At 39.1% G+C, this 23837-nt stretch carries 22 protein-coding genes and 1 tRNA gene; 11 read left to right on the top strand and 12 right to left on the bottom strand.

The window, feature by feature from the left end; all coding sequences use genetic code 11:
- Positions 1-286: 286 nt before the first annotated feature.
- Complete coding sequence (lepB, locus tag FJR37_RS13800; RefSeq protein ID WP_027401129.1) at positions 287-973, bottom strand: signal peptidase I; 687 nt, start codon at positions 971-973, stop codon at positions 287-289.
- 282 nt (positions 974-1255) lie between these two features.
- Between lepB and FJR37_RS13795 the strand changes: the two genes are divergently transcribed.
- Positions 1256-2572 (top strand): dihydroorotase, encoded by a 1317-nt coding sequence (locus FJR37_RS13795; RefSeq protein WP_168466266.1) that lies wholly within the window; start codon positions 1256-1258, stop codon positions 2570-2572.
- A gap of 168 nt (positions 2573-2740) precedes the next feature.
- Here the strand turns inward: FJR37_RS13795 and tsaE are convergent, their stop codons facing one another.
- The 3 genes from tsaE to yvcK form a co-directional block, all read right to left on the bottom strand.
- Complete coding sequence (tsaE, locus tag FJR37_RS13790) at positions 2741-3181, bottom strand: tRNA (adenosine(37)-N6)-threonylcarbamoyltransferase complex ATPase subunit type 1 TsaE (protein WP_039200537.1); 441 nt, start codon at positions 3179-3181, stop codon at positions 2741-2743.
- Between the two features lie 203 nt (positions 3182-3384).
- On the bottom strand, positions 3385-4185 hold the full coding sequence (locus FJR37_RS13785; RefSeq protein WP_039204410.1) for a Uma2 family endonuclease: 801 nt from the start codon (positions 4183-4185) through the stop codon (positions 3385-3387).
- Between the two features lie 49 nt (positions 4186-4234).
- The gene (gene yvcK, locus FJR37_RS13780; RefSeq protein WP_168466265.1) at positions 4235-5608 is read right to left on the bottom strand and encodes a gluconeogenesis factor YvcK family protein; all 1374 of its coding nucleotides are present in this window, start codon (positions 5606-5608) and stop codon (positions 4235-4237) included.
- A gap of 194 nt (positions 5609-5802) precedes the next feature.
- Here yvcK and ruvC point away from each other — a divergent pair, with 194 nt between their 5' ends.
- From ruvC to FJR37_RS27760, 5 genes are all read left to right on the top strand, one after another.
- Positions 5803-6294, top strand: a complete 492-nt coding sequence (gene ruvC / locus FJR37_RS13775) for a crossover junction endodeoxyribonuclease RuvC (RefSeq protein WP_168466264.1) — start codon at positions 5803-5805, stop codon at positions 6292-6294.
- A gap of 527 nt (positions 6295-6821) precedes the next feature.
- A complete protein-coding gene (locus FJR37_RS13770; RefSeq protein WP_168466263.1) occupies positions 6822-6983 on the top strand; it encodes a hypothetical protein in 162 nt (53 codons plus the stop codon).
- Between the two features lie 289 nt (positions 6984-7272).
- On the top strand, positions 7273-7599 hold the full coding sequence (locus FJR37_RS13765; RefSeq protein WP_039204417.1) for a DUF433 domain-containing protein: 327 nt from the start codon (positions 7273-7275) through the stop codon (positions 7597-7599).
- Between the two features lie 3 nt (positions 7600-7602).
- A complete protein-coding gene (locus FJR37_RS13760; protein WP_168466262.1) occupies positions 7603-7944 on the top strand; it encodes a DUF5615 family PIN-like protein in 342 nt (113 codons plus the stop codon).
- A gap of 125 nt (positions 7945-8069) precedes the next feature.
- A complete protein-coding gene (locus FJR37_RS27760) occupies positions 8070-9764 on the top strand; it encodes a DUF4384 domain-containing protein (RefSeq protein ID WP_168466261.1) in 1695 nt (564 codons plus the stop codon).
- 255 nt (positions 9765-10019) lie between these two features.
- On the opposite strand, the gene FJR37_RS13750 is transcribed toward FJR37_RS27760, so the two are convergent.
- From FJR37_RS13750 to FJR37_RS13725, 5 genes are all read right to left on the bottom strand, one after another.
- Complete coding sequence (locus tag FJR37_RS13750; protein ID WP_039200404.1) at positions 10020-10946, bottom strand: carbohydrate ABC transporter permease; 927 nt, start codon at positions 10944-10946, stop codon at positions 10020-10022.
- 224 nt (positions 10947-11170) lie between these two features.
- The gene (locus FJR37_RS13745; RefSeq protein ID WP_052149778.1) at positions 11171-11680 is read right to left on the bottom strand and encodes a phosphate-starvation-inducible PsiE family protein; all 510 of its coding nucleotides are present in this window, start codon (positions 11678-11680) and stop codon (positions 11171-11173) included.
- A 737-nt stretch (positions 11681-12417) separates the two neighbouring features.
- Positions 12418-12489, bottom strand: a tRNA-Asn gene (locus FJR37_RS13740).
- Positions 12490-12653: 164 nt separating this feature from the next.
- Positions 12654-13202, bottom strand: coding sequence for an NYN domain-containing protein (locus FJR37_RS13735; protein ID WP_039200402.1), 549 nt, complete (start codon positions 13200-13202; stop codon positions 12654-12656).
- 773 nt (positions 13203-13975) lie between these two features.
- Positions 13976-17113 carry an alpha-mannosidase gene (locus FJR37_RS13725; RefSeq protein WP_168466260.1) on the bottom strand — a complete coding sequence of 1046 codons (3138 nt, stop codon included), beginning with the start codon at positions 17111-17113 and terminating at the stop codon, positions 13976-13978.
- Between the two features lie 401 nt (positions 17114-17514).
- Between FJR37_RS13725 and FJR37_RS13720 the strand changes: the two genes are divergently transcribed.
- Positions 17515-18843 carry a hypothetical protein gene (locus FJR37_RS13720; protein WP_168466259.1) on the top strand — a complete coding sequence of 443 codons (1329 nt, stop codon included), beginning with the start codon at positions 17515-17517 and terminating at the stop codon, positions 18841-18843.
- 51 nt (positions 18844-18894) lie between these two features.
- On the opposite strand, the gene xth is transcribed toward FJR37_RS13720, so the two are convergent.
- Positions 18895-19677 carry an exodeoxyribonuclease III gene (gene xth / locus FJR37_RS13715; RefSeq protein WP_168466258.1) on the bottom strand — a complete coding sequence of 261 codons (783 nt, stop codon included), beginning with the start codon at positions 19675-19677 and terminating at the stop codon, positions 18895-18897.
- Between the two features lie 374 nt (positions 19678-20051).
- Here xth and FJR37_RS13710 point away from each other — a divergent pair, with 374 nt between their 5' ends.
- From FJR37_RS13710 to FJR37_RS13700, 3 genes are all read left to right on the top strand, one after another.
- Positions 20052-20249 (top strand): hypothetical protein, encoded by a 198-nt coding sequence (locus tag FJR37_RS13710; RefSeq protein WP_071992747.1) that lies wholly within the window; start codon positions 20052-20054, stop codon positions 20247-20249.
- A gap of 167 nt (positions 20250-20416) precedes the next feature.
- Positions 20417-21436, top strand: a complete 1020-nt coding sequence (locus FJR37_RS13705; RefSeq protein WP_053539583.1) for a zinc-binding dehydrogenase — start codon at positions 20417-20419, stop codon at positions 21434-21436.
- 37 nt (positions 21437-21473) lie between these two features.
- Positions 21474-22085 (top strand): hypothetical protein, encoded by a 612-nt coding sequence (locus FJR37_RS13700; protein ID WP_027401113.1) that lies wholly within the window; start codon positions 21474-21476, stop codon positions 22083-22085.
- A 114-nt stretch (positions 22086-22199) separates the two neighbouring features.
- Here the strand turns inward: FJR37_RS13700 and FJR37_RS13695 are convergent, their stop codons facing one another.
- A complete protein-coding gene (locus FJR37_RS13695; protein ID WP_027401112.1) occupies positions 22200-22541 on the bottom strand; it encodes a hypothetical protein in 342 nt (113 codons plus the stop codon).
- An 809-nt stretch (positions 22542-23350) separates the two neighbouring features.
- Between FJR37_RS13695 and FJR37_RS13685 the strand changes: the two genes are divergently transcribed.
- On the top strand, positions 23351-23548 hold the full coding sequence (locus FJR37_RS13685) for a hypothetical protein (RefSeq protein WP_039200342.1): 198 nt from the start codon (positions 23351-23353) through the stop codon (positions 23546-23548).
- A 24-nt stretch (positions 23549-23572) separates the two neighbouring features.
- Here FJR37_RS13685 and FJR37_RS13680 read toward each other — a convergent pair whose 3' ends face one another.
- Complete coding sequence (locus tag FJR37_RS13680) at positions 23573-23740, bottom strand: alpha/beta hydrolase (RefSeq protein WP_168466257.1); 168 nt, start codon at positions 23738-23740, stop codon at positions 23573-23575.
- Positions 23741-23837 lie beyond the last annotated feature (97 nt).

The following is a 23837-nucleotide window of genomic DNA, read 5'->3' as shown; positions in this document are numbered from 1 at the left end:
AGTGGTCTTTTTTCAGTGTCTAAAACAAATACTTTGGACATAATATTTTGCTCCAAAGAGCCTCCTTGCGGGTAATGTTAGCTAGATGCCTCCGGCACGCTGGCGCGAACGACAATGTTAGAGGTCGGTAACTATCTTAAAAGCACTGGTTTAACCCTTAAGCCTGTTTAACTTTGAAGTTCTAGAGCAGGGAACTAGCTACGCATCCTCTGGTAGGTCTTTAACTCTTACCTCTAACGTAGTTCGGTTAAGAACTGAGTCTGGTCAACTAGGCTTTTACAAGCCCTCACTTACCCGAAGGGAAGTGATGGGTGGTTGACGGTTGTTGAGATGAATAGGCAGGAGATTTATCAATTGTACCCATTCTATCGAGAGGCCAAAAACGAACTACAGCCCGACCAATAATATTACTACGGGGAACAACACCCCAACAACGACCATCATAACTGTTAGGACGATTATCACCGAGCATGAGGTAGTAATTTTGTGGGATAATTTCCGGTTGAGCCAAGAAAGGAGGCTTAAGTCCACTGCTGTTACAAGCTTCAACGAACGTTTGTGCAGTAGAAGATAGATAAACATCTTCCCGTAAAGGCTTGCTGTTGATATATACTTTGCCTGCTCTCAGTTCTACTTTTTCACCAGGTAAACCAATTACTCTTTTAATAAATGCTTCCCGTTCAGGATTATTCTGTATTTCTTGGGGCGGTAAAAATACTACTATATCTCCCCGTTCCGGTTTAGCAAATCTATACTTTACTTTATCAACAATAATTTTGTCTGCCTGCCATTGGTCCTTTACACCATGCAGGGTTGGTTCCATTGAACCAGTGGGAATCCAACGAGCTTCGGCGACAAAGGTACGAATTCCTAGAGCCAGAAAGATACTCAATATCATCGTTTTACCTAGCTCTACTATCCAGGAGTTATCGGGTTCTTGGCTAGAGTTTTTATCAGATGCTTGATTTTGCATGAAATTGTTGAAGTATGTTATGAGACTAGTATTGAACTCAGAGGGAGAGACTTGATATTATTAATCTTAACGAGATGGAGCAGAGGGTAGGTAAATAAAGTAAAAAATCTAGTGTTTTTCTTTTATCAGCTGCAAACATTCAGGTTTTTAGCTTTCTTAACTATAAACATTTTTTAACACAAAACCAAAATCGCTGATTCTTCGTGCCAATTAAGTTTATCTTAAAGAAAAAGTTATCTATCATCCATAAATAGTTCCTTTATCCTGAAAAATCTTAAATCCATGTCAAAACAAAGTTTACTGATTCGCCACGCTGAAATTATTTTACCCAATGGTGAGTCAATGATTGGCGATGTGTTGATAGAAGGAAGGCACATAACCCAAGTAGGACAAGAAATTACTAATGCCACACCCACTTGTGAGATTGACGCACAAGGATTAACTTTGTTGCCTGGTGTGATTGACCCCCAGGTGCATTTCCGTGAACCGGGTCTAGAATATAAGGAAGACTTATTTACTGCCAGTTGTGCTTGCGCGAAGGGGGGAGTTACTTCCTTTCTAGAAATGCCGAATACAAGACCTTTAACCATTACTCAATCAGCTTTAGATGATAAGTTACAACGGGCAGCCCAGAAGTGCTTAGTTAATTATGGCTTTTTTATTGGGGCTACGGCGGATAATTTACCAGATTTACTTTCTGCCCAGCCAACACCGGGAATTAAGGTGTTTATGGGGTCAATGCACGGACAGTTGTTGGTAAACCAGGAAGAGGCACTAGAGGCGATTTTTGCGCGGGGAACTCGTTTAATTGCTGTTCATGCGGAAGACCAAGGGAGAATTAATCAACGAAAACAGGAGTTTGCTGGGATTACAGACCCGGCGATTCATTCCCAAATTCAAGATAATCAAGCTGCTTTGTTGGCTACGCAATTGGCGTTAAAGCTTTCTAAAAAATATCAACGCCGTTTACATATTCTGCATATGTCAACAGCAGAGGAAGCGGAGTTGCTGCGTGAGGATAAACCTAGTTGGGTGACGGCAGAGGTAACACCCCAACATTTACTGTTGAATACTAGTGCTTATGCAACTATTGGTACTTTAGCACAAATGAATCCACCTTTGCGATCGCCCCATGATAATGAAGTTCTCTGGCAAGCTTTACGGGATGGTATCATTGACTTTATTGCTACTGACCACGCCCCGCACACTCTAGAGGAAAAAGCCCAAACTTACCCAAACACCCCTTCAGGAATGCCCGGTGTAGAAACTTCTTTACCTTTAATGTTAACCGCTGCTATGGATGGAAAATGTACTGTTGCCCAAGTTGTACAATGGATGTCTAAAGCTGTCGCTGTAGCTTATGGTATTGCCAATAAGGGAGAAATTACCCCTGGTTATGATGCTGATTTAGTTTTGGTGGATTTAAAAAATTACCGTGAAGTTAAACGGGAAGAAGTTGTCAGCAAGTGTGGTTGGAGTTCCTTTGAAGGTTGGAATTTAACAGGTTGGCCTGTGACAACAATTGTCGGCGGTGAAATTGTTTATGATCATGGTCAGCTAAATACACAAGTTCGTGGACAAGCTTTAACTTTTTCGTAGTTAGTTGTCAGTTGTCAGTTGTCAGTTGTCAGTTGTCAGTTGTTGATATACTCAAAACGGCTGGAAGCTGGACTTTTTTATCATACAAAGAACAAGTTCAAAGCCTCTCCCCGTTGCGGGGAGAGGTTTGGAGAGGGGTTTCATATTTGGTTAAACTATTAACCGTTTTCAGTATAGTTCACAATTTACAGCAATAATTTCGGCTTGACGATCGCCATTTTCACCATAGGTTAAACATACCTTTAAGTAACTATCTGGTAGATATGGCATTCGTTCAGCCCATTCAATGGCGACAATTCCTGGTGTTACTTCTATGCCTTCCCAGTAACTTTCCAGGTTCAAGCCTGTAACTTCTTGAGGTTCTAGACGGTATAAATCCAAGTGATAAAGGGGAATGCGCCCTTCTGGGTACTCATTAATCAAAGTAAAAGTAGGACTAACAATAGGGTCAATTATTCCCAAACCTTTACCAATCCCTTGGACTAAGGTAGTTTTACCAGCACCTAAATCACCTTCTAGTAAAATCACACTACCAGCATTTAAAGTCTCACCAAGGGTAATACCTAATTGCTGTGTCGCTTCTATGTCAGGAAGGAAGATTTTAGTCATTGATAATTGGTAATTGGTAATTGGTAATTGGTAATGTCTAAGAGGGTGTTTGAAAAGTTTTGAATGTATAGACTGACCCCTCTCCAAACCTCTCCCCTGCAAGGGGAGAGGCTTTAAAACCCCCATTCCCTTGCAGGGAAGGGGGGTAGGGGGGTTAGGTTTTTGGAGATTACTGGTTTGATATAATACTTTTTAAACAACCTCTAAGCATTATCCAGTGTATCGGGATTAACGCCTAAATCACGCAACAGTTGTCCTAGTTGTTCAACTTTTCTTTTTGCTTCTATTGTTTCTTGTTCAGCAAGAATAACTCTTTCATTAGCCGCAGCCGCTTCTTCTGTTGGTTCAGGAATTAATTCTCCTGTGAGTGTGAACCACCTTAACCATAACTTAGGAATATCTCTAAATGTACCTTGCCATAGTCCTAAACTTAAACCTAATTCTGGCATTAGTAAGCGTCCTTCAATCATATTCATAGGTTCATAATGACCACCTACTAACTGAAATGCGCGGACTTCGTTGGTGTAGCGGCTAAAAACAATGTAGTAGGGAATCCTTAAAATACGTTCATAGACTTCCCATTTTGTGGGAGGTTTACCTATTTGACTTTTTCTATTACCTAAATCTTCATCTTCTGTACCAGGAGATAATAATTCTACAACTACAAAAGGGTTTGCTGGTTCTTGCCACCTGACATAACTTAAACGCAAATCTTGGCCATTATATAATTTTGGGACTCCTACTACACCAAACCAATCTGGGCGTTTATACCATAAAGGATTTTGCAGATCATAATAAAGATTCAGATCAGCCGCACTATAAACAATTTCTGGATTCCAGTTTATGGGTTGAAATGTTAAATATAAAAGTAAAGGTTGTAAAAAATGAAAGTCGTCTGGCAAGCCTTTTTCCTCTGGGTTTTCGCTAGGTAAATCATACATTGTCGGTAAAGTTTCCCAAGGGGGAAGGGGTGGTTCAGTTTGAGAAATGATGGAAGAAGTCATAAATATTGGTAATTGGTAATGGGGAAATATATTTCCCCGTCCCCAGTTTTTACTTCCCGTGATGCGCTTTACTGTACCATTTTAATAAGACTTTGGCTAGTTTTTGGGGGTCATGGCGAACAGCACCATTTTCATCTTCAAAGAGAATATTAGCAGGAACTATTCGCCGTCCTAATTTGGTGACAGATTCTCGGTCTAAAAAAACTGGATGGGCGTTTTGTTGGGCATAACGGATAAGTGCTTGGGCTGAGGGCATTTTTTTATGAACTAATACGGCATCGAATAACCTTCTATTACCACAAGCGTCATCTATTGCTTGAATATGTTCAGCAACACTATATCCATCAGTTTCTCCTGGCTGAGTCATAATGTTGCAAATATAAATGCGGGGTATATTGGTAGCGGCGATCGCATCAGCAATTTCTTGAACTAACAAATTAGGAATTAAGCTAGTGTAAAGACTACCTGGACCAATAATAATGTAATCAGCTTCTTTAATGGCTTTAATTGCGGCGGGAACTGCCGGTGGATTTTCAGGAATACAACCAATTTTGACAATTTTCCCCGCAGCTTTAGGAATATTCGACTCACCCTCAATGCGGCGACCATCTGTCAATTCTGCCCAGAGACGGACATCACTGAGGGTAGCAGGTAAAACTTGTCCTCTCACCGCCAATACCTTAGAACTGGCAGCGATCGCTTGCACCAAATCCCCAGTAATATCAGTCATGGCAGTTAAAAACAAATTACCAAAACTGTGACCTGTTAAACCATCTCCTGCCCGAAAGCGATATTGAAATAATTCCGTTAGTAATTTTTCTTCATCTGCTAACGCCGCCAAACAATTGCGGATATCACCCGGTGGTAAAACGCCAAATTCTTCGCGCAGTCTCCCAGAAGAACCGCCATCATCTGCTACGGTGACAATAGCAGTAATATTAGCACTATAAGTTTTTAAGCCTCTGAGTAAAGTTGAAAGTCCAGTTCCACCACCAATAACCACAATTTTCGGACCTCGGTATAGGCGACGATGTGCCAAAAGGACATCTATCAACTCCTCTTCATCACCAATAGGTCTGAGAACTTCCGTAATTGAACCAACAGTGCGAGATTGTCCCCACAGTACCAACAGCACACCAGATACCAGGAGTACCGGACCACTGATATAGTTGGGTAAAATGTCAGCTAGGAAACCAAAAAGACCTTTCAGCAATTCCAGTATCCAAAAAATCGGGGTTAATTTTACCCAAATAGCCAACCCCAAACTGGCTAAGAAAACACCCCCAATACTGATAAGTAACCAGCGTTTCACAGCTAATCCAGGAGACAACCATTTGCACCATTGGTTAAACCGATAGGAAGTGCGACCTTGGGACTGTAGCTGTAGCGAATTAATGGCTTGTTTCAGAAAACCGATAAACATACCTAATAGGGAAAGTTGGTACAAACAATATTTAACAAAAATTTACATCACCTGGTTTCCACACTAAGGGAAAACCATCACATTTATTCAATCCTTCATAATCACCGAGTAGGGGCGCAGGGCCTGCGCCCAATCAGGAGTTAGGAAGAAGAAGGAAATACCAATCACCAATTACCCCAGTTATCAAGAATTTTATGAAAAAGCGAATTTTAGGAATAGATCCAGGACTAGCAACTGTGGGATTTGGGGCAATTGATTGGCAGCAAAGTCAAACAAAAGAACAACAGACAACGGTACAGATGGTTGATTTTGGCGTAATTCGCACCAGTGCCGATATGGAAATGAGTCAACGACTATGCACATTATTTGACGATTTACACACCGTCATGGAGGATTTACAGCCGGATTTAGTAGCCATTGAAAAATTATTCTTTTATCGTATGGCAAATACCATTGTTGTGGCACAAGCTAGGGGTGTACTGATGTTAGTTTTAGGACAGCGTAAACTCCCTTATGTGGAATTTGCACCTCCCCAAATTAAGCAAGCTTTAACGAATTATGGTAAAGCAGATAAGTCAGAAGTGCAAGAGGCTGTGATGCGGGAATTGGATTTAGATGAAATTCCTCGACCTGATGATGCGGCAGATGCTTTAGCGGTAGCACTAACGGCTTCGTTTAAGTTGTGATTCGTATAAAAATAGAATAGTTGGTTAAACTGAGTCTGTCGCCCATGTCCTCCACTGAAATTTCAAAGGGTTCAGCGATCGCTACCACCGGAAACATGATACTCTACCCCTAGACACGGGTTGATGAAATCGCAGCTTGTATTCAAGTCAGTTCAAAATATATCAACATAATATTATTGTTACCGGACAACTGGTAATGTAAGAAGCAAGTAATTGCGCTCTCAAAATACCAGTGTTTTGAAATAGCATATAGCGGTTATCGGTCAGATGCAATACAATTTAAGGCGAGGTTTCCCCGCCCCTACAGGTTTTGCAATTTAATCACTGTATCTCATTCAAGTGCATACCGCTATATTATTTAGCTACTATGTAACCTATTTTCCATAGATACAAGTAGTGAGACAGAATTAATTACACAATGTCATTGCGTAAGCGTTGCGTGGCGTTAGCCATATAAAACGAGGTGAAATGAAGCAATTCTAAGAGTTGTGATTGCTTCCCTTCGCTCACAATGACTGTAAATATTTTTGTCCAATTACTTACCATTACCAGAAAAGTATCGCCAGCATATAAATTTAAAGAAATTATTTAAAGCTGATGGTTCTTATGTGCGTCCAGCAGAAGACCCTGTGACGATGTGGGCAATTCAGATATTGGCTACGTTGAAATTGCTGATTTCCTTGCTCTAATAGCTTGTCTGCTTCTGTTTTCTGGTCTTGACTCGTCTGTGCTTGGGCAGTTGTAGAGAGGAGATAACTGGGAATGGGTAACAAGGAGGGAATCAGCGTCAGCAGCAGAGGCGACGTGAGCCAGCTAATTAGTCTAAGTCGCAAGGACATTATATTATATTTAATATTGAGGTAATTACTTGAAATTTTGCTTTCAGTATATCGTAAATATTAAGTAGCTTGAGTTGAAGCACTGTGGCGGATTAAAATTGTAAATGTAGCTTGACAAGGCATTAGAGGATTGATATCCATGACACTCAAAGAGTTAGAACAACAACTTCTTGCCCTTAAACCTAATGAAAAAGTCCAGATTATACAGTTACTTGCTCAAAGTCTTGGTAGCAATTGGCAAGGAATTGAGAAAACCCCTAGAGTCTGTGGTGGAGAAGCTTGCATTGCTAATACTCGTATTCCTGTCTGGGTACTAGTTGAAGCTCGACAACTTGGATATAGTGATGTTGACCTTTTAACCAGCTATCCCACCATTTCAGCTACGGATTTAGCTCATGCTTGGGTATATGCAGAAGCTCATGCTGATGAAATCGAATTGGTAATTGAGCGTAATGAGGCAGCATAGTCAATGGCACGTTTTTATGCAGATGAGCAGTTTCCTTTTCCAGTTGTGGAATTATTACGCAGTTTGGGGCATGATGTTTTGACAGTTCAAGAAGCAGGAAATGCAGATCAACGCATACCTGACGATGAAGTATTAGCATTTGCCATCAGTCAAAAACGGGCAATATTAACTATTAATAAATATGATTTTATCCGTTTACATCGTCGTGATGATGACCACTTTGGAATTGTTGTTTGTAGCAATAATCGTAACTGGGAACAATTTGCAGCAAGAATCAATGACGCTGTAACAGCAGAAACATCATTGCGAAAAAAACTAATTCGTGTGGTACGTCCAGTCACTTAAAAAACTAAAGATTTACCATAAAGATTCTACTTTTCTTAACTGCACAGTATCGAAACTATGCCTATCATAAAGCGTCGTCATTTTCTCCAATCTATCGGTGCATCCCTCACCAAAAAACTAAAAATGTGACTTTCATTCTCGATAGTTGTTACTCTGGTGCTGGAGTGCGGGGGAATTTAATTATTAGGTCACGTCCTGGTTATGCAGAACTGTTAAAACTGCGAGGGGACACCCCAAATATAAAACTCAAATCAATTCAAGAAGAATTAGATTATCAGCAACATTGGCTGACTGATTTAAAATTATCTAAAGAAGAATGGATTGAAAGACGCAAAAAAAATATTGTTAATGGTGCTGCTATTTTTGCGGCTGGACGTAATCAACAAGCGCCCGATGCTAGTTTTGCTAAAGATGTGAATGCAGGTGTGTTTACATATTCCTTGACTCGTCAATTGTGGCAACAAACGAGTAATCAAGGAATGGGTAAAGTTGTGATAGCTGCGGCTGGGAAAACTGAGCAGTTTTTACAAAGTATGGCAAATTCTCGCCGTCAAAATCCAGGTTTGGAAGTAAAAACAGGTAGTAAAGATGAACAACAGCCGATGTATTTTTCTTCCATGCAGAAATTAGCCGCAGAAGCTGTGATTACGGAAGTTAAAGGAAATGCTGTTAAGTTACTTTTAACTGGTGCAGAACCACAAGTTTTAGAAGCTTTAGGTAAAGGCGCAATTTTTAATATTGTAGATAATCAGGGACAACGCCAAGGAACGGTGAAAATTGAGTCACGATCTAGCCTGAATGCCACCGGATTACTGCAAACTAAGTCAGGTGTCAAAATTCCTGCTGGAACGGTCTTGCAAGAACAAATTCGGGCAATTCCAAATGATTTAAAATTACGGATTGGTTTAGATAAATCAGTGGATACAGAAGCAGCAAAACAGGCTTTACAATCAATTCCCCGCGTTGAAATAGTACCGTTGTTAAAGCAGGAAGTACATTATATTTTGGGACGAATGTTGCCTAGTTATCATCAAGATTTGGAAACCAGAAAATTCGCAGATTTACCAGATGTAAATAGTGTGGGTTTATTCTCCGTTGGATTTGAACTAATTCCTGGTTCATTTGGGGTGAAAGATGAAACTATTAATGATGCAGTAAATCGCCTCCAGACGAAGTTTAAACTATTGCTGGCGGCTCGATTGATGAAAATGACTCTGAATACCAATTCATCTCGTTTAAAGGTGGCGGCTAGGTTGACGGTTGCTGATAATCGGGCTTTGTTGGCAGAGTCTTTTACTGTGCGTGGGGCTAAAATTTCATCTGCAAAAAATCTGCAAATTATCAGTTCTGAAAATGGTTCTCTGGCTGAAGTTGAGATTAACAAACCTGTGCAAATCTCCGTTGAAAATCTAGAAAATCGTGATTTACATATTGGCGTATTAATCTTTAGTCCAGATGGAGATATTGATATTTTGTTTCCTTTGAGTGATGGTAAAAATGCTGCACTTGTTTTGGCAGGGCAGACAGTTCAAATCCCAAGCGAAGGAAAGCTGTCTTTTGGCAAACCTTTGGGGATTGTAGAGGTGTTGATTGTGGCGAGTACAGCACCAATTGACAAAGCATTGAAACCATTACAAACATTGGTAATGGAACAAAAAAGCGAAAAAAGAAGTAGTGGTCAGGTGGCTGAGAAAGCAGAAGAAGCAATAGCCAGTTTACTAGATGACCTGGCTGGGGGGAAACGCGGTGAAACAAAAACAGATATTCGCCTGTTTGATACTCAACAGACTCTCCCTCTAGGTATAAAGAGCTATCAATAATCAATAATTCAGTTTAGTTAACTATTCTCTTTATATCCTCTCTTAGTCTGGGGCATAGTAGATTCCAGTTTAGTTAACTATTTTTTATATCCTCTCTTAGTCTGGGGCATAGTAGATTCCAGTTTAGTTAACTATTTTTCAGTTAAAGAAAAACTATCATGTAAAAACAGATGTTCTAGCCTTTTGCAGTTTAACTAACTATTCTCTTCTTACATGACTCGTAATAGATATTGATGCAAAATTCATCTTTAAATATTAAACACTAAAATCATTCCCATCTTGATTGATAACTAATCGTAAAATTGATAAACCTAAAATTATTAAAAATAGCACCAAGCCAATTGTACAAGCATAGCTAATTTCTAAATTACCAAATGCTTGCTCATACAAATAATAAACTATTGTCTTAGAACTATTCAGCGGTCCGCCTTGAGTCATAATATAAACTTCTTCAAAAACTTTAGTTGCGGAAATTGCCGAAATTACAGCCACTAAAGCTAAATAGGGTTGCATCAATGGTAAGGTAATATCCCAATGTTTACGAACACTATCTGAACCATCAATAGCCGCAGCTTCATAAATATCAGCGGGAATGGCTTGTAATCCAGCTAAATAAATTACCATATAATAGCCTAAGCCTTTCCAAATGGTGACAGCCATAATACTAGCTAAAGAAATGGGAACAATTCCCAATATCTTATCAGGACTTGTTAACCAGGGAATTCCGTCGGGAAAAATCCCTAAAGTTTTGAGAATTTGATTCAGCAATCCGTTTTCTGCATATAACCATTTCCAAGCTATCCCAGCTACTACCATAGAAATTACAACTGGGGTATAATATGCTGTTCTAAACCAATTCATTCCCCGCAGTTTTTGATTCACTAAAATTGCTAAAGCTAAGGGTAAAAATACTAAAATGGGAACAACACCAATCAGATAAATAAATGTATTTTGTAATGTTTGCCAAAAAACCGGATCTTTCGATAAACGCAGGAAATTTTTCAAGCCAATCCATTGAGGAGGATCTCCTATATTTTCATAGTTGGTAAAACTGAGATAAAAGGCTTGAACTGCTGGCCAAAAAACAGTTAATATTAAGATAATCAAGGCAGGTAATAAGAACAAATATGGTGTAATTTTGTGTTTGATTAAAATCCATTGTTTTGATGTTAATTGAGACATATTATCGGACTCCCATAAAACTAATAAGTAGGTGAACACAATAAAACTAAATTGTGTAAAGAAATGTAAAATCGCCTAAACCCTCTTCACTCTTGCCTCTTGCCTCTTGCCTCTTGCCTCTTGCCTTTTGCCTTGCCATAACGACAATTTTCAACGCCAACCTACTTATTTAATTGGGGAATCGGTTAAATAATCCTCTTCCCTATTTTTGACGAAATTACGTTTTACTCCTGACTCCTGACTTCTGACTCTTGAATTCTGCTGTATGATTCTGGTTCTACTGTCTCATGGTTATTAATTTTCACCTGTTTTAGTAAGCTAGGCATCCAAGGTAAAGCTAGGAAAATTCCTGATAAAACTAATAGAAATACAGAAAGTCCAAAAAGTTGGTCACGGGAAATTTCTAATACACCACGTAAAATCACCTCTCGCAAAGCCGAAACAATCGTAATTTCTACGGCTGCACCTACGGATATACTGCGTTCTTGGAGGTAATCAACTAACAACCGAAACAGTTCTACTAATATCAAAATAAACAGAATATCAGATGTGACTTGCCGTAGATCTAATGGACGTAAAAACGATAAAAACATATCTCCTAATCGAATGAGCATCACACAAAATAAACTCACGCAAAGGGAGATTACAATAATATCCTGAAAAAGCTCTAAGTTACGAACAATTCTATCTCGTCTAAACCAATTATTGACTTCTATAATTATCCGCTGTGGCATGGTATTTCCTAAAAAAGATAAATACATCTATTTTAATAATTAACCATTAAACAGATTTTAATAAAGTAAACAGAGAACAAGACGTAATTAGCAACTATCCAATTAAAGCATAATAGTACAGCTCGGAGTAAATAAACCAACGCTATCTAATTATACTAAACACAAGTAGGATATAAACTTTTGTGAAATGACAAAGAACCTAGATGTGTAGGGGTAAAGCAAAAGCTCATTGGTGTCAACTTAAGCTCAAATCCTGATGATATCTCGTTCCCAGTCTCTGACTGGGAATGCTATTACAGAGGCTCTGCCTCTGTTTTCATAGAAGGCAGAGCCTTCTAGAATTCATTCCCATACAGAGTATGGGAACGAGAAAGGGTGAAACTGATATTTTACAAGGCTTTCACGTTAAGTTGACACCAATGAACAGCGCTAAACCCCTACTACTACCAATACTGCTCGGTTAAGCCTGAAAAGTCATTATAAGTAGTCGGACAAAATTAAATTCACTCGTTGAGAGAGGGAACAGGGAACAGGGAACAGGGAACAGGGAACAGGGAACAGGGAACAGGGAACAGGAAGAGAGTTTTGAGTGATTTTACTTTTCTTCACATACCTTTAAATTTTTCTGTTCACCTACTTACTACCTTTAGAATCAAACAATTAAGCCGTTTTGAGTATACAAAAAACAAGGCGTGAAACTTATTAACTTTTGTTTCACGCTTTATCTTTTATTTAAACTCCCCAGGCCGGATTCGAACCAGCGACCAATCGATTAACAGTCGATCGCTCTACCACTGAGCTACTGAGGAATGCTCTTTGCTCTTAACTTTAGCTATAATAAACCTAAATTCAGATTAATGCAAGGGGTTTTGGAAAAATTTTCCAACTTTTTTTTGTTGCTGCTGAAATTTCTCACTTTTAATACCCCAAAACCTTTCCAGCAGCTACATTCGGAGATTTACAAATGCTGAAATTATAATCCCATTCGCAATTCCGTCAGCCGTTGTCTGGCTTTAGGATCAATTCCATTCACCAAGAATCTACTTTTAGGTTGTTTTTGCGACTGATACCTATGGCGCATTCGACAGACAGTAGTTTCTACTTCGCCACATAGTTGATGCGCTGATAACCATTCAGCACCATATCCCTGGACTGTTAACTGCTGCGCTCGATCTGATGTAGCGACAATCATGCGGGAAATTAAACATTGGGATATTTGGTGACGGAGAGACGCACAGGTTTTTTCTATATATGTGTCTGCGGTCTGACCAAAATCCGTATAATGTACTGTTAGAAAATTTGTAATAGTTTCTCTGTTACTAGGAGTGTTTTGATATTGAGCATCAAACACTACCTGAGTTTCATAACCTTGGAAAGCACTATAATTAGTCATTGCTTCCACTAATTCACCCCGTGCAGCCTCAAGTCCGGCATGATCACGGGTTTTTATCAAGCAAGGCCAAGTGCCTATAATATTGTAACCGTCTACTAAGAGAACGGCCGGGACTATGGAACGAGACATGGTTTTTAATCACAATTATCTAGAGTTAACAAAAATCATTCATAAGACTTATAATAAATGAAGCATTGCTTGTAACCCCATGTTACAAGAAATAAAAACTGCCTCTTTTAATCAAATTTAGATCCTACGATAGAAGCTATGATTTTGAAAAAGCCTCTAAAAATCAGGTTTACTGAATTTGTTTTCTCTAAAAAAATATTTTTCTCTGTCTGTAAAATTTTATGTTTCGGGTTAAAAGGCTTTTGAATAGCAGGTTGACCGCTTTTTCACTAATCTTAGTTTTTAAGAATAATTAACTATACATAAATGCGGATAAGCCCGAATTTTATGTGTTTGAGTGTTTTTTTTATATTTTAATCCATATTCGTGATACAATTAAATCGTCAGCAAAGACATTAAAAACCTACCGGGGGACTCTCGGAAAGTTACGCTTGTCAGTTCGGCTTCGCTCACCGCAAGCAGAGATGATTCTGCCAGTAATGGCAAACAGGATCAGGGCAAGAACCCAAATATTTAAGGAACCCTGCCTGAAGCTGGGATAACTGAGAGATATAGACTGAAACTCTCTATAGAATCCCCGCGTCTTTAGACCGGGGAGTTTCAATTGGAGGTCTTGACTACTAGTAGTTCGTCAAATTTATTTTGACGGGTAATGATCGGAAAAAACTTCTGTTCTTCCCTCCCCCACCTCCCCCACCTCCCCCACCTCCCCTACCTCCCCCACCTCCCCTACCTCCCCTACCTCCCCCACCTCCCCCACCTCCCCTACCCCCCTACTCCTGAATTTTGCTGGATGTGGCTTGAAATGTGACAATTTTCCAAGGGTCAATATTTTTATTTACTTGATTTATTGCGGAAAGTTTGATATTATTTTCTAATAAATCAGTTGGTTTTTCTAGATTTAGAATCTCGCTTTGCAAAGATAATTCTGCTGTTTGTCCATGACATTCATAAAAGCGAAGAATGAATTTTTGGGGATCATTTTCACTGGGTTTGAGTGCCATTAAGATTAAATTATCTGCTGATAAGGTGAGAAAACTTTGGCTTTGACAAGCGTTCAATCTAGATTGATAATTGACTGGGTTTACTAATACCTGAAAAGGAACATTCAACTCATAACCACGTTTAACAGTTTCTGCTTCTTCCCAACTGTCTAAATGAGGATATAAACTGTAGGTAAATTCGTGTATCCCTCTATCTGCTTGGGAGTCTGGCCAATGGGAACTTCTTAGCAAGGTGAGGCGTAGTTGGTTAGGTTTGGCATCGTAACCATATTTACAATCATTAAGAAGACTGACTCCGTATTTTCCGATATTTGTATCTGTGGTTAAATCTGCCCAATGTAATGCGGGGACTTCCCATTTTGCCTTCTCTGCGGGGGTTTGGGGATTTGTGGGACGATGAATAGCACCGCAGGGAATTTCATAAGTGGCAAATTCGGCTTGGAGGTTGAGAGGAAAGGCTGTTTTAACTAATACGTGATTTTCTTGCCAATTTACAGTGTTAGTTATTTTCAAAATTGGTGAACCGATTTCCAAGATGTAATCTTGACAAAATTCTGATTTTCCGAGTTGACGGACTACTCGCAATCGTTGTTGAATTTCTCCATATTCTTGCCATTGAATTAATTTTAATTGAGTTGGCGGTAGAGGTTTTGTGTTATAATCCGGGTCTATGTTCCAAGCATCCCAATATTGTCCACTGTCCCTAAAGGCTTGAAGTTGATTTCCTGCGCCGGTTAAAATTTCTCGTTGTTTGGTTTTGTCGAAGATGTTGGCTATATCTCCGGTTTCGGGGTTGATTTGAATTTGCAAATATTCGTTTTCTAATATCCAGTTTTCGGGGAATGTTTTGGGCTGGGGGGAAGATGGAGAAAGCCAGAAAATGCTGTAACCTATAGATGGTATGGTTGCGAAAAATAATAAGGTTGAGTTTTCGCTGTTTTGAGAGAGGATTTCTTTTCCTTGAATATCAGCAACTTTCCAGGTTGGGTAATCTGTAGTGATGATTTTTGATAAGTCAATAGTGACAACTTGGGAACGTTCCCAGTTGAGAGGGTTAAAAATTATGACGGGGATGCTCTCAGGGTTGGGAGGTTGTGGTATGTTGACTGTAGAAGCGATCGCTTTTAATGAGTCTTCTAGTATTTTCGTTCCTAATTTTTCTACTGCTTCCCATTCCCATAAAGCGTCTGCGTAAACTTGGGTAATGGAAGAACCGGGGAGAATGTCGTGAAACTGGTTAAATAAAACTTTTTTCCATGCGGTTTCTATTTCTGTTTGCGGAAATTCTGCACCACAAAGGATATTTGCTAAAGTTGCGAATAATTCAGCACTATATAATAAATGTTCAGATTTGCGATTCCAGCGTTTTTGGTCTGCGTGGGTAGTATAACATCCTCGGTGGAATTCTAAATAAAGTTCGTCTTCCCAAACTGGTAAGTTTTGAGTTGATGATTTTATGTCGTTGAGGTATTTTTCGGAAGTTGTAAATTCTAACTTGGGGAAAATTGGGGAATGTTCCCACCGTCGCGCGGTTTCTAGCATATCACGGGTTGGACCACCACCATGATCACCGACTCCGGGAAGCCAAAGCGAATCGTGTAAACCTGTTTGAGTTTTCCAGTCACAAGCGGACTTGGTCATTTTTACAGGTTCGATGGTTTCGCCGATAGGTGCGGACATGAAACTTAATGTTTGACTGCCATCGGGCGATCGCCACCAAAATAAGTCATAATCAAATTTAGTTGTATCATTCCAGCGGAGTTTCTGAGTTACAAAGGACTCAATTCCTGCATTTGCAAAAAATTGGGGTAACGTCGCACAAAAACCAAAGGTGTCGGGAACCCAAACCACAGAAGATATTTTTCCGAACTTCTGGAGAAAATACCTTTGTCCATATAATAACTGACGGGCTATAGACTCACCAGCAATTAAATTTAAATCCGGTTCTACCCAAAAACCACCCAAAACTTCCCATTTTCCCGCTTTAACTTGATTTTGAATTTCTTGAAACAAGTCGGGACGATTTTCCTCTACCCAAGCATACAACGCCGGTGTGGTATGACAGAGAATCAATTCGGGGAAATCCTGTTGGAGTTTTAAAGCTGACTCAAAAGTATTTTGTGCTGCTTTCCAAGTTTCCTCCACAGGCCATAACCATGCTAAATCTAAATGTGCATGACCTAATAAATTAATTTTATATTTTTGAGCGTTGATAAATTCAGCTAAACTCAAATAGGTTTGTCGCAAATTCAGCAGATATGTTTTCCAATCTTGATTTTCTGCGTCTTGGTGATTTGTAACTTTCTCAACTTCCCCAGCTAAACTTAGTAACTTTTCTGGTGCGAAGTTTTGTAAAAGAATTTCCGTAACTGCTAATTCATCAGCAATAAAACCAGCATCAGGATTATCATAATCTGTGGACTCAAAAATTGCAAGCGATCGCATCAACGCCCCATCACAATGTCCCGGACTCACCAACCGCAAAGCTATGGTAAAATCTTCTCCAGGAGTTACACTTGGACTCAGCAACACTCGCGGGGAAGAATCAAACAAATCCCCCGTCAATACTAACTTACCATTAACATACACTTCTGCTAAATCTGCCCACCATACCAACGCCAAACGCAAAGACAAACTCGTTAACGGAAAATTGTGTAAATGTTCAGGAACAGAAAATTTTTGTCCTAACCATAATACCCGTTTTCCCCCCGTCCAAGAAACATGAGCTTTTTCATTTAGTTCCACAGGTTGCCAATCAGTTAAACTAAATGGGATAAAATCAGTAACTACCTCGTCAGTTTCCTGATATCGCCAGCTTGACTGGATATCAACTTGACAACAAGAACGCAAATTTTCAATTGCTGTTGATATAGATTTAGTATTTAATGAGGATACAGGAAGAGTCATATTTCTAATAAAATAATATACAGCAGGAGTCAGGAATGAAAGTGCTTTGATTTTCAGATTGTCTCTTATGCAATTCCCAATTACTATAAATGTCAATAATTGATACGTATAAAAATTCATAGGTTTGTGGGAATATCTTAGAGGATGTTTGAAAAGTCATGATTGCTGTATCAAATCCTTTACCCCTCCCTAACCCTCCCCTTATCAAGGGGAGGAAACTGGATTTTTATTGTTTCCCCCCTTTATAAGGGGGGACTAAGGGGGGTAACAATGTGATGAAAATTACGGGATACCACTTTTCAAATACCCTCTTAACAATTACAAATTAAAAATAGGGATTTAAACCCTTGAATCTACAATTACAATAACCAACCTCACTCTACAAATTACACATAATTACCATGTCTTCCGATTCTTCCAATCGCTATCAAAGCAAACTCTTCAACTTTGTCTACCAGCATTCTCGACGGTTGACACAAACACTGGAAAACACATTCAAGAATTTGCAACTTGCTACTGGTTCGGGTATAGGTTCTCTACTTTATCCACTTTACCAATTATGGCAACAAAATGGCACAGTCAAAAAATTACAATCAGCAACTCCTCCTACCAGTGATGCGCCAATTCAAATTATATTAGATGTTATCAAAAATCTTCCTCCCGGAGAGACTGATATACCAACTTCCTCACAAACAAATCCTCTCACATTGTTAGGATCTTTGTGGAAGAAAATTTTTCCTCAGCCGAATTCTCCAACTCCAGGAAATACCCTGCAACAGCATATACCAACAGTACAGGGAATTGCCATAGAATTGCAAACTCGTAATTTAGTATTGGTAAGCGCAGATAATCGTATTTTCGATGTTTTCACACCGCAGCAAAACGTCAAATTAGCAGATAGAATTAATAGCGAAATTAGTGAATATCGGTATTCTTTACAACTAATTGCTCACCAACAACAACAATTATTACCCAAAATTGATGATCTTTTGAATAAGTTAACTGATGATCATCCCATCATAGCACAACAACCTCTCCTCATTCCCCTGAAACCTTTTGGATTTCTCGATCAATTAATTGCTAATTTAGAAACTACGGCTTTAGTCCCCGTCCAAAAACACAGTCAGGAAATCGTCAAAAATTTCCAAAGTCAAGTTAATGATTTAACTATTAATCATGATCACTTAAAACCTCAGCAACAAAGTATTTCTAATTTAATTTTAGCCGCGATAAACTACTTTTTTGTCGTCAGAAATACTTATCAACTTGACTCAAATTCTTCTGGAGAAACCCCACAAAGTAACCCTGATTTTGAAAAGATAGTATCAGCAACCAATCAGTTAAATATTGGGGATACTTCAGAAGATACCTGGTTAACATGGAATGATTTATTTGGTAATACCCCCACCAATATTGAAGAATTATCTGATAATAATGATGTCAATAAACTACCGCAATCTCAAATAAGATGGGGATTACCGAGAATTCGGACTACAATCGGTCAAAAATCACCTCAACCGAAAAATGACGAATTTACCCAAACAGGCAGTCAAACCAGCCAAGAATTTAATTTTAAGCCAGACTGGATTGATATTTCCGCCACCTCATTAGGCTATGAAAAACACCCATTAGAACAAATTCTGGAATGGTTAGATTATTCTATATTATGGATAGAACAAATATTAACAAACATGATTTATTTTTTCAGAGGTTTATTGTTAGGGAGATAAATGGAAAATCATATCCCCGACTTCTTTGAGAAGTCGGGGATCTAAAATCCGCTAAAATTCTACAATTACTGGTGTATGGTCACTGGGTTGAACTAACTTTCGCGGTTCAATATCAATAATACAACTTTGAGCGCGTTCATACAAGATTGGTGTCAGATAATGGTGATCTATTCGCCAACCTAAATTACGCTTAAAAGCAGCCGTGCGATAATCCCACCAACTATAATTTTCTCCTTCGCTGTTGAATTTACGAAAAGCATCTGCAAAACCTATATTCAGAACATCTCGTAAAGCTTGACGTTCTAATTCCGATGCCATGATGTGATTATCTATTTTTACTTTATCATTAATATCTATATCTTCTAGGGCAATATTAAAATCACCACACAGAGAAATAGCTGGATTTGATAATATTAACGTCTGTAAATATTCTTTCAGTATTTTTAACCAGCCTAACTTATATTCATACTTTTCGCTACCAATAGATGAACCATTGGGAACGTAAAGATTAACAATTCTTACGCCCTCAATTACACCCGTAATCACCCGTTTTTGTTCATCCCATGCTGATTCTAGACCTGGTAAAATAGGACTAAAACCTACACTTGCATCTATCAACGGTTGACGACTAATTAAAGCCACGCCATTGTAAGATTTTTGCCCGGAAATATACGGATAATAGCCTAAATTTGTAAACGCGAGACTAGGAAAGTCCTGGTCTATAACTTTGGTTTCTTGTAAACACAAAACATCAACTGGATTTTCTGTTAACCAATTGATAACCTGTTCTAAACGTGTCCGCACAGAATTCACATTCCAAGTAGCAATTTTCATGAGTTATTGATTAAAATGATCGCAAAATAATGGTGAAGCATTTATTCGGTAAAAATTAGATATTTATGATCCCCCAGATAGATGAACAAGGTCTATACTAGTTTATAGTTTAATAATGTTCTCTGGATTTTTCATGTTTCGATAAAAAAATGAGTTTGTGAAAATCTTTTAAAAATCTGTTAATTTAGCATTTATTGATAGTTTTTTACCCCCATTTTCTCCAAATTGGAGGATTCCGAATGGGAGAATAAAGGGCTGGAAAATGAACGTCATTAAATCAAGCATAAAAGTAGAAGTTGGGATTGTTTTTAATGGTGATGTCGAGATCAATCATAACATTGCCAGGGTTGAATTTTTTGAAAGGAGGACATCTTATGAGTATCATAGTTAACACCTGCCCGTGCTGTGGCGGTTCGGTTCTGCGTCATGTTCGCCATCATGAGGTTTATTGGTTTTGTCTGTCCTGTAGACAAGAAGTACCAGTTTTAAGTATCAATGATGGATCTAATCCCCTATCTAAGCGAGAAACTCGTAATCAAGAAGTTTTACCGCAAACGGCGTTGAGTTCTTGAATTTGTCCAGGAAAGATCGCTAATTAGCATAAATTTAGGTAAAATCACAAATTGCTAATTTTAAATACAAAATATATGCCGATATCATTGAGTATGGTATAAAACCGTATTTAAGTGATTTTGATAGCGTGGTTAAAGCCATACTTCTTTTTTATGGGTGAAAAGTTTTGTTAGCAGCACTACTCTACGGACAAGAGGATTTACGCCTAGAACGAGTTCCTGACCCGACTCCCGCAGCCGGCGAGGTGGTGATTCAGGTGGAAGCAGCCACTACTTGTGGTACGGATTTGAAGGTGTGGCGACGGGGTGGCCATGCTAAAATGTTGACACCACCCACACTGTTTGGCCATGAAGGTGCAGGACGGATTGTGGCTGTCGGTGCTGGGGTGACGAATTGGCGGGTAGGCGATCGCGTGGTGGCAAATAATTCTGCTCCCTGCATGAAATGTTTCTTTTGTCAACGCCAAGAATATTCTTTATGTCCCCATTTAACTTGGAATAATGGGACATTTGCAGAATATCTGAAAATTCCTGCTCCCATAGTTAGGCATAATTTATTACCAGTTCCTGATCATTTGCCCCTAGTATTAGCGGCGATGACTGAACCTTTAGCCTGTGTATTGCATGGTATCAGCCGTTGTGGTGCTAAACCCGATGACAAAGTAGTGGTTTTGGGTGATGGGGCGATTGGCTTGATGTTTGTGGCAGTATTAGCGAAATATACTGAGGTGATATTGTGGGGAGGGAATAATCAACGGTTAGAAATTGGTGAAAAGCTGGGTGCAGCCAAGACTTTTAATTATCATCAAGTTACGGATATTGCCAATACAGTTAAGGAATTAACCGCTGGTTGGGGTGCAGATGTCGTGATAGAGGCTACTGGTGTACCGAGTGTCTGGGAAACTGCGATCGCTTGCGGTCGTCCTGGTGCAACTATCAATTTATTTGGTGGTTGTCCAAGAGATACCACAATTACTGTGAATACCGAACAATTGCACTATAGTGAACTTACTCTCAAAGGCGTATTTCACAATACACCAGAATATGTAAAGGCTGCCTTATTACTCATCGCCAGTGGTACAATTCCTTTTGACTTGCTCATTAGTGAACACCGACCTTTACAGGATCTAGAACAGGTATTTATAGATATGAAGGCGCGGAAAGTCATTAAAGTAGCAATGGTTTGACAGTGAAAATTCCGACGCACCCTAATTTATCTAAAAAATGCTCAAACAATCCTTACTGAAATTATTGATTTTACCTTGCTCACTGATACCTTGGTTATCAGTGGAAATGCTGCTAAATTCTCCCGGACAAGCCCTACCTGGAGACAGTACAGGAGATGTACTCTCATGGATTAAAGCCCATCCCACACTACAGCCAAAACCGGGAGAACGATTATTTATTAGTAAAAGTGATACAGCGGCTCAAAGATTTACCTTCCAAGCCTCCGTATTACCTCCTGGTAGAGTAACTTTTACTAAAGACCACATCACAATTCGCACTGAACGTATGACTATGTTCGATGCTGTTAATGGCATCACATTACAACGTTTGGAAGAGTCTTTACGAGTAATTTATAGTTTAGATGTGTATCAAGATTACAATGAGGCTCAAATTGTCTATCAATATCCTAATCAGACTACTATTAATACATCTAGACTAGCAAAAACACCAACGCGAGAAGCTTTACAGGGAGAATTACGGATAGGCGATCGCTATGGGTATTGGGTAGAAATTGCCCAACCCAAGGAAGGTAAAGCCATCATCGGTAAAATCACAGTGTTACTCAAAGCCGATTTAGATAAATTAGAAACAGAATTAAGAACCCGCTAATTTAGGAGGAGTCAGGAGGAGAAAGGAGGAAAAAGAAGAATAAAGGAGAATAAGGCAGGAGTTTTATTATCAATGGGAGTTAATAACCATCTTGGTGGTTGTTATAATTCGCAATCATAAAGTTTGCCATGTACCAGAAAAAATACTTTCAGCCCCCAAAGAAATACGGACTAAATCCTCATTAAGCAGGGGAGGCCAGTCCACACCTGCCTTTCGTCCCGCAGCAAAGAATCTTTGCGCCTTTACAGCCAACTGATATAAAGCAAAAGCCAGTTCTCTGTCTAAGTTGGGTGCTGTTTTTAAAGCTTCAAATACCACCTTTAAAGCTAACAGGGTAGAAGTAACCTGACCAGGAACAGGAGGTTTACCTTGTTGTAAACGACTTAACAGAGTATCTGGATTATCTAGGCTGCTTGTTTGGTCTATGAGTAGTTTCCTTGCTATTTCGTAGTTCATACTTCTAACTAGGGTTTGCTGAAAAAGTGGTCTGTGAGGGCAGGGAACAGGGAATAGGGAACAGGGAATAGGGAACAGGGAACAGGGAACAGGGAATAGTTTCAACTATCTGGATATCCTCAATTTTCCAAATCTGACAAAGAGAAATCCACAAAAAAGTAATTTGGTAAAAAACAGATTTCCTCTATCTGACGCACCCTACTCAATAGGTTATTCCCAAAGCCGAAAACGACGCAATTTCGTTCATTCATATGATGGTAAGTTAGTGAGCGTGCGTAAGTCCTAGGAGACTTCCAAGAAATAAATTATCCTAAGAAACGAACCACAGAGGCACAGAGTACACAGAGAGAGAATTTCTGCATCAGTTTTGGGACATTTTTTTATTTGGAAGTCTCTAGATCCAATCTTGTGGGGTGTGGGATAGGCATCTAGCCCAGGAAGGTTGCAATTTTTCCCTAGAATAGTTTATTATCCTGATTTTGGTGTTTTTTTGGGAAAAAACTCAGTATCAATGCCTATTCCCTAAACTCTAAGCTGTCACACATTTAAATTGTTGCTTGAGACAAGGGAACGGGGAACAGGGAACGGGGAACAGACAAGAGTTTGATGGCTTACAGCGATTTCCAATCTTATGAGGTACATCTTAGCCCCCTCATCGCACCCCCCTAAATCCCCCCGCTGCGGGGGGAAGAAAAGGATAAGCTTTTGATACGGGAAGGGGGTGGGGGTGGGGTTCTTGTTCCGGGTTTGATGACAATTTGCTGTAATTTTCTCACTTCACTAAATCAAATTTAGCTGCGTATTAGCTTATGATTATCACCTTAATAGTAGCTTGGATAGTTTTTATCATTCTCTGGAAATTAATTAAAACCACCATTAAAACAGCTATAATTTCCGCCGCTATCGTTATGTTATTATACTTTGGCTTCGGTATTACTCCCCAGGACATTTGGCATCAAATCAGCCAATTTACTCAAACCTCCTCTCCCACAACAGGGAATAAGTAAGCATCGAAAAAGTCAAAACAATTATTAACTCAAGTTGCTAGTTATCTCGTTGAGGCTGGTAATGGGTAATAGGTAATTGGTAATGGGTAATGGGTAATGGGTAATGGGTAATTGGTAATTGGTAATTGGTAATTGGTAATTGGTAATTGGTAATTGGTAATTGGTAATTGGTAATAAAAGCTCTGGTTTCATCCTGTTCATCCTTTAATCCTGGATATCCTGATTCTGACAATTTACCTAACTAGCAACTTACATTAATATATCTAAAGTTTTTGATTTATTCATCAAA

It is taken from the genome of Aphanizomenon sp. UHCC 0183 (assembly GCF_009712065.1).
Classification (GTDB): domain Bacteria; phylum Cyanobacteriota; class Cyanobacteriia; order Cyanobacteriales; family Nostocaceae; genus Dolichospermum; species Dolichospermum heterosporum.
Note: the sequence above shows the minus strand (reverse complement) of the source record. Positions and strands in the feature narration are given on the sequence as shown.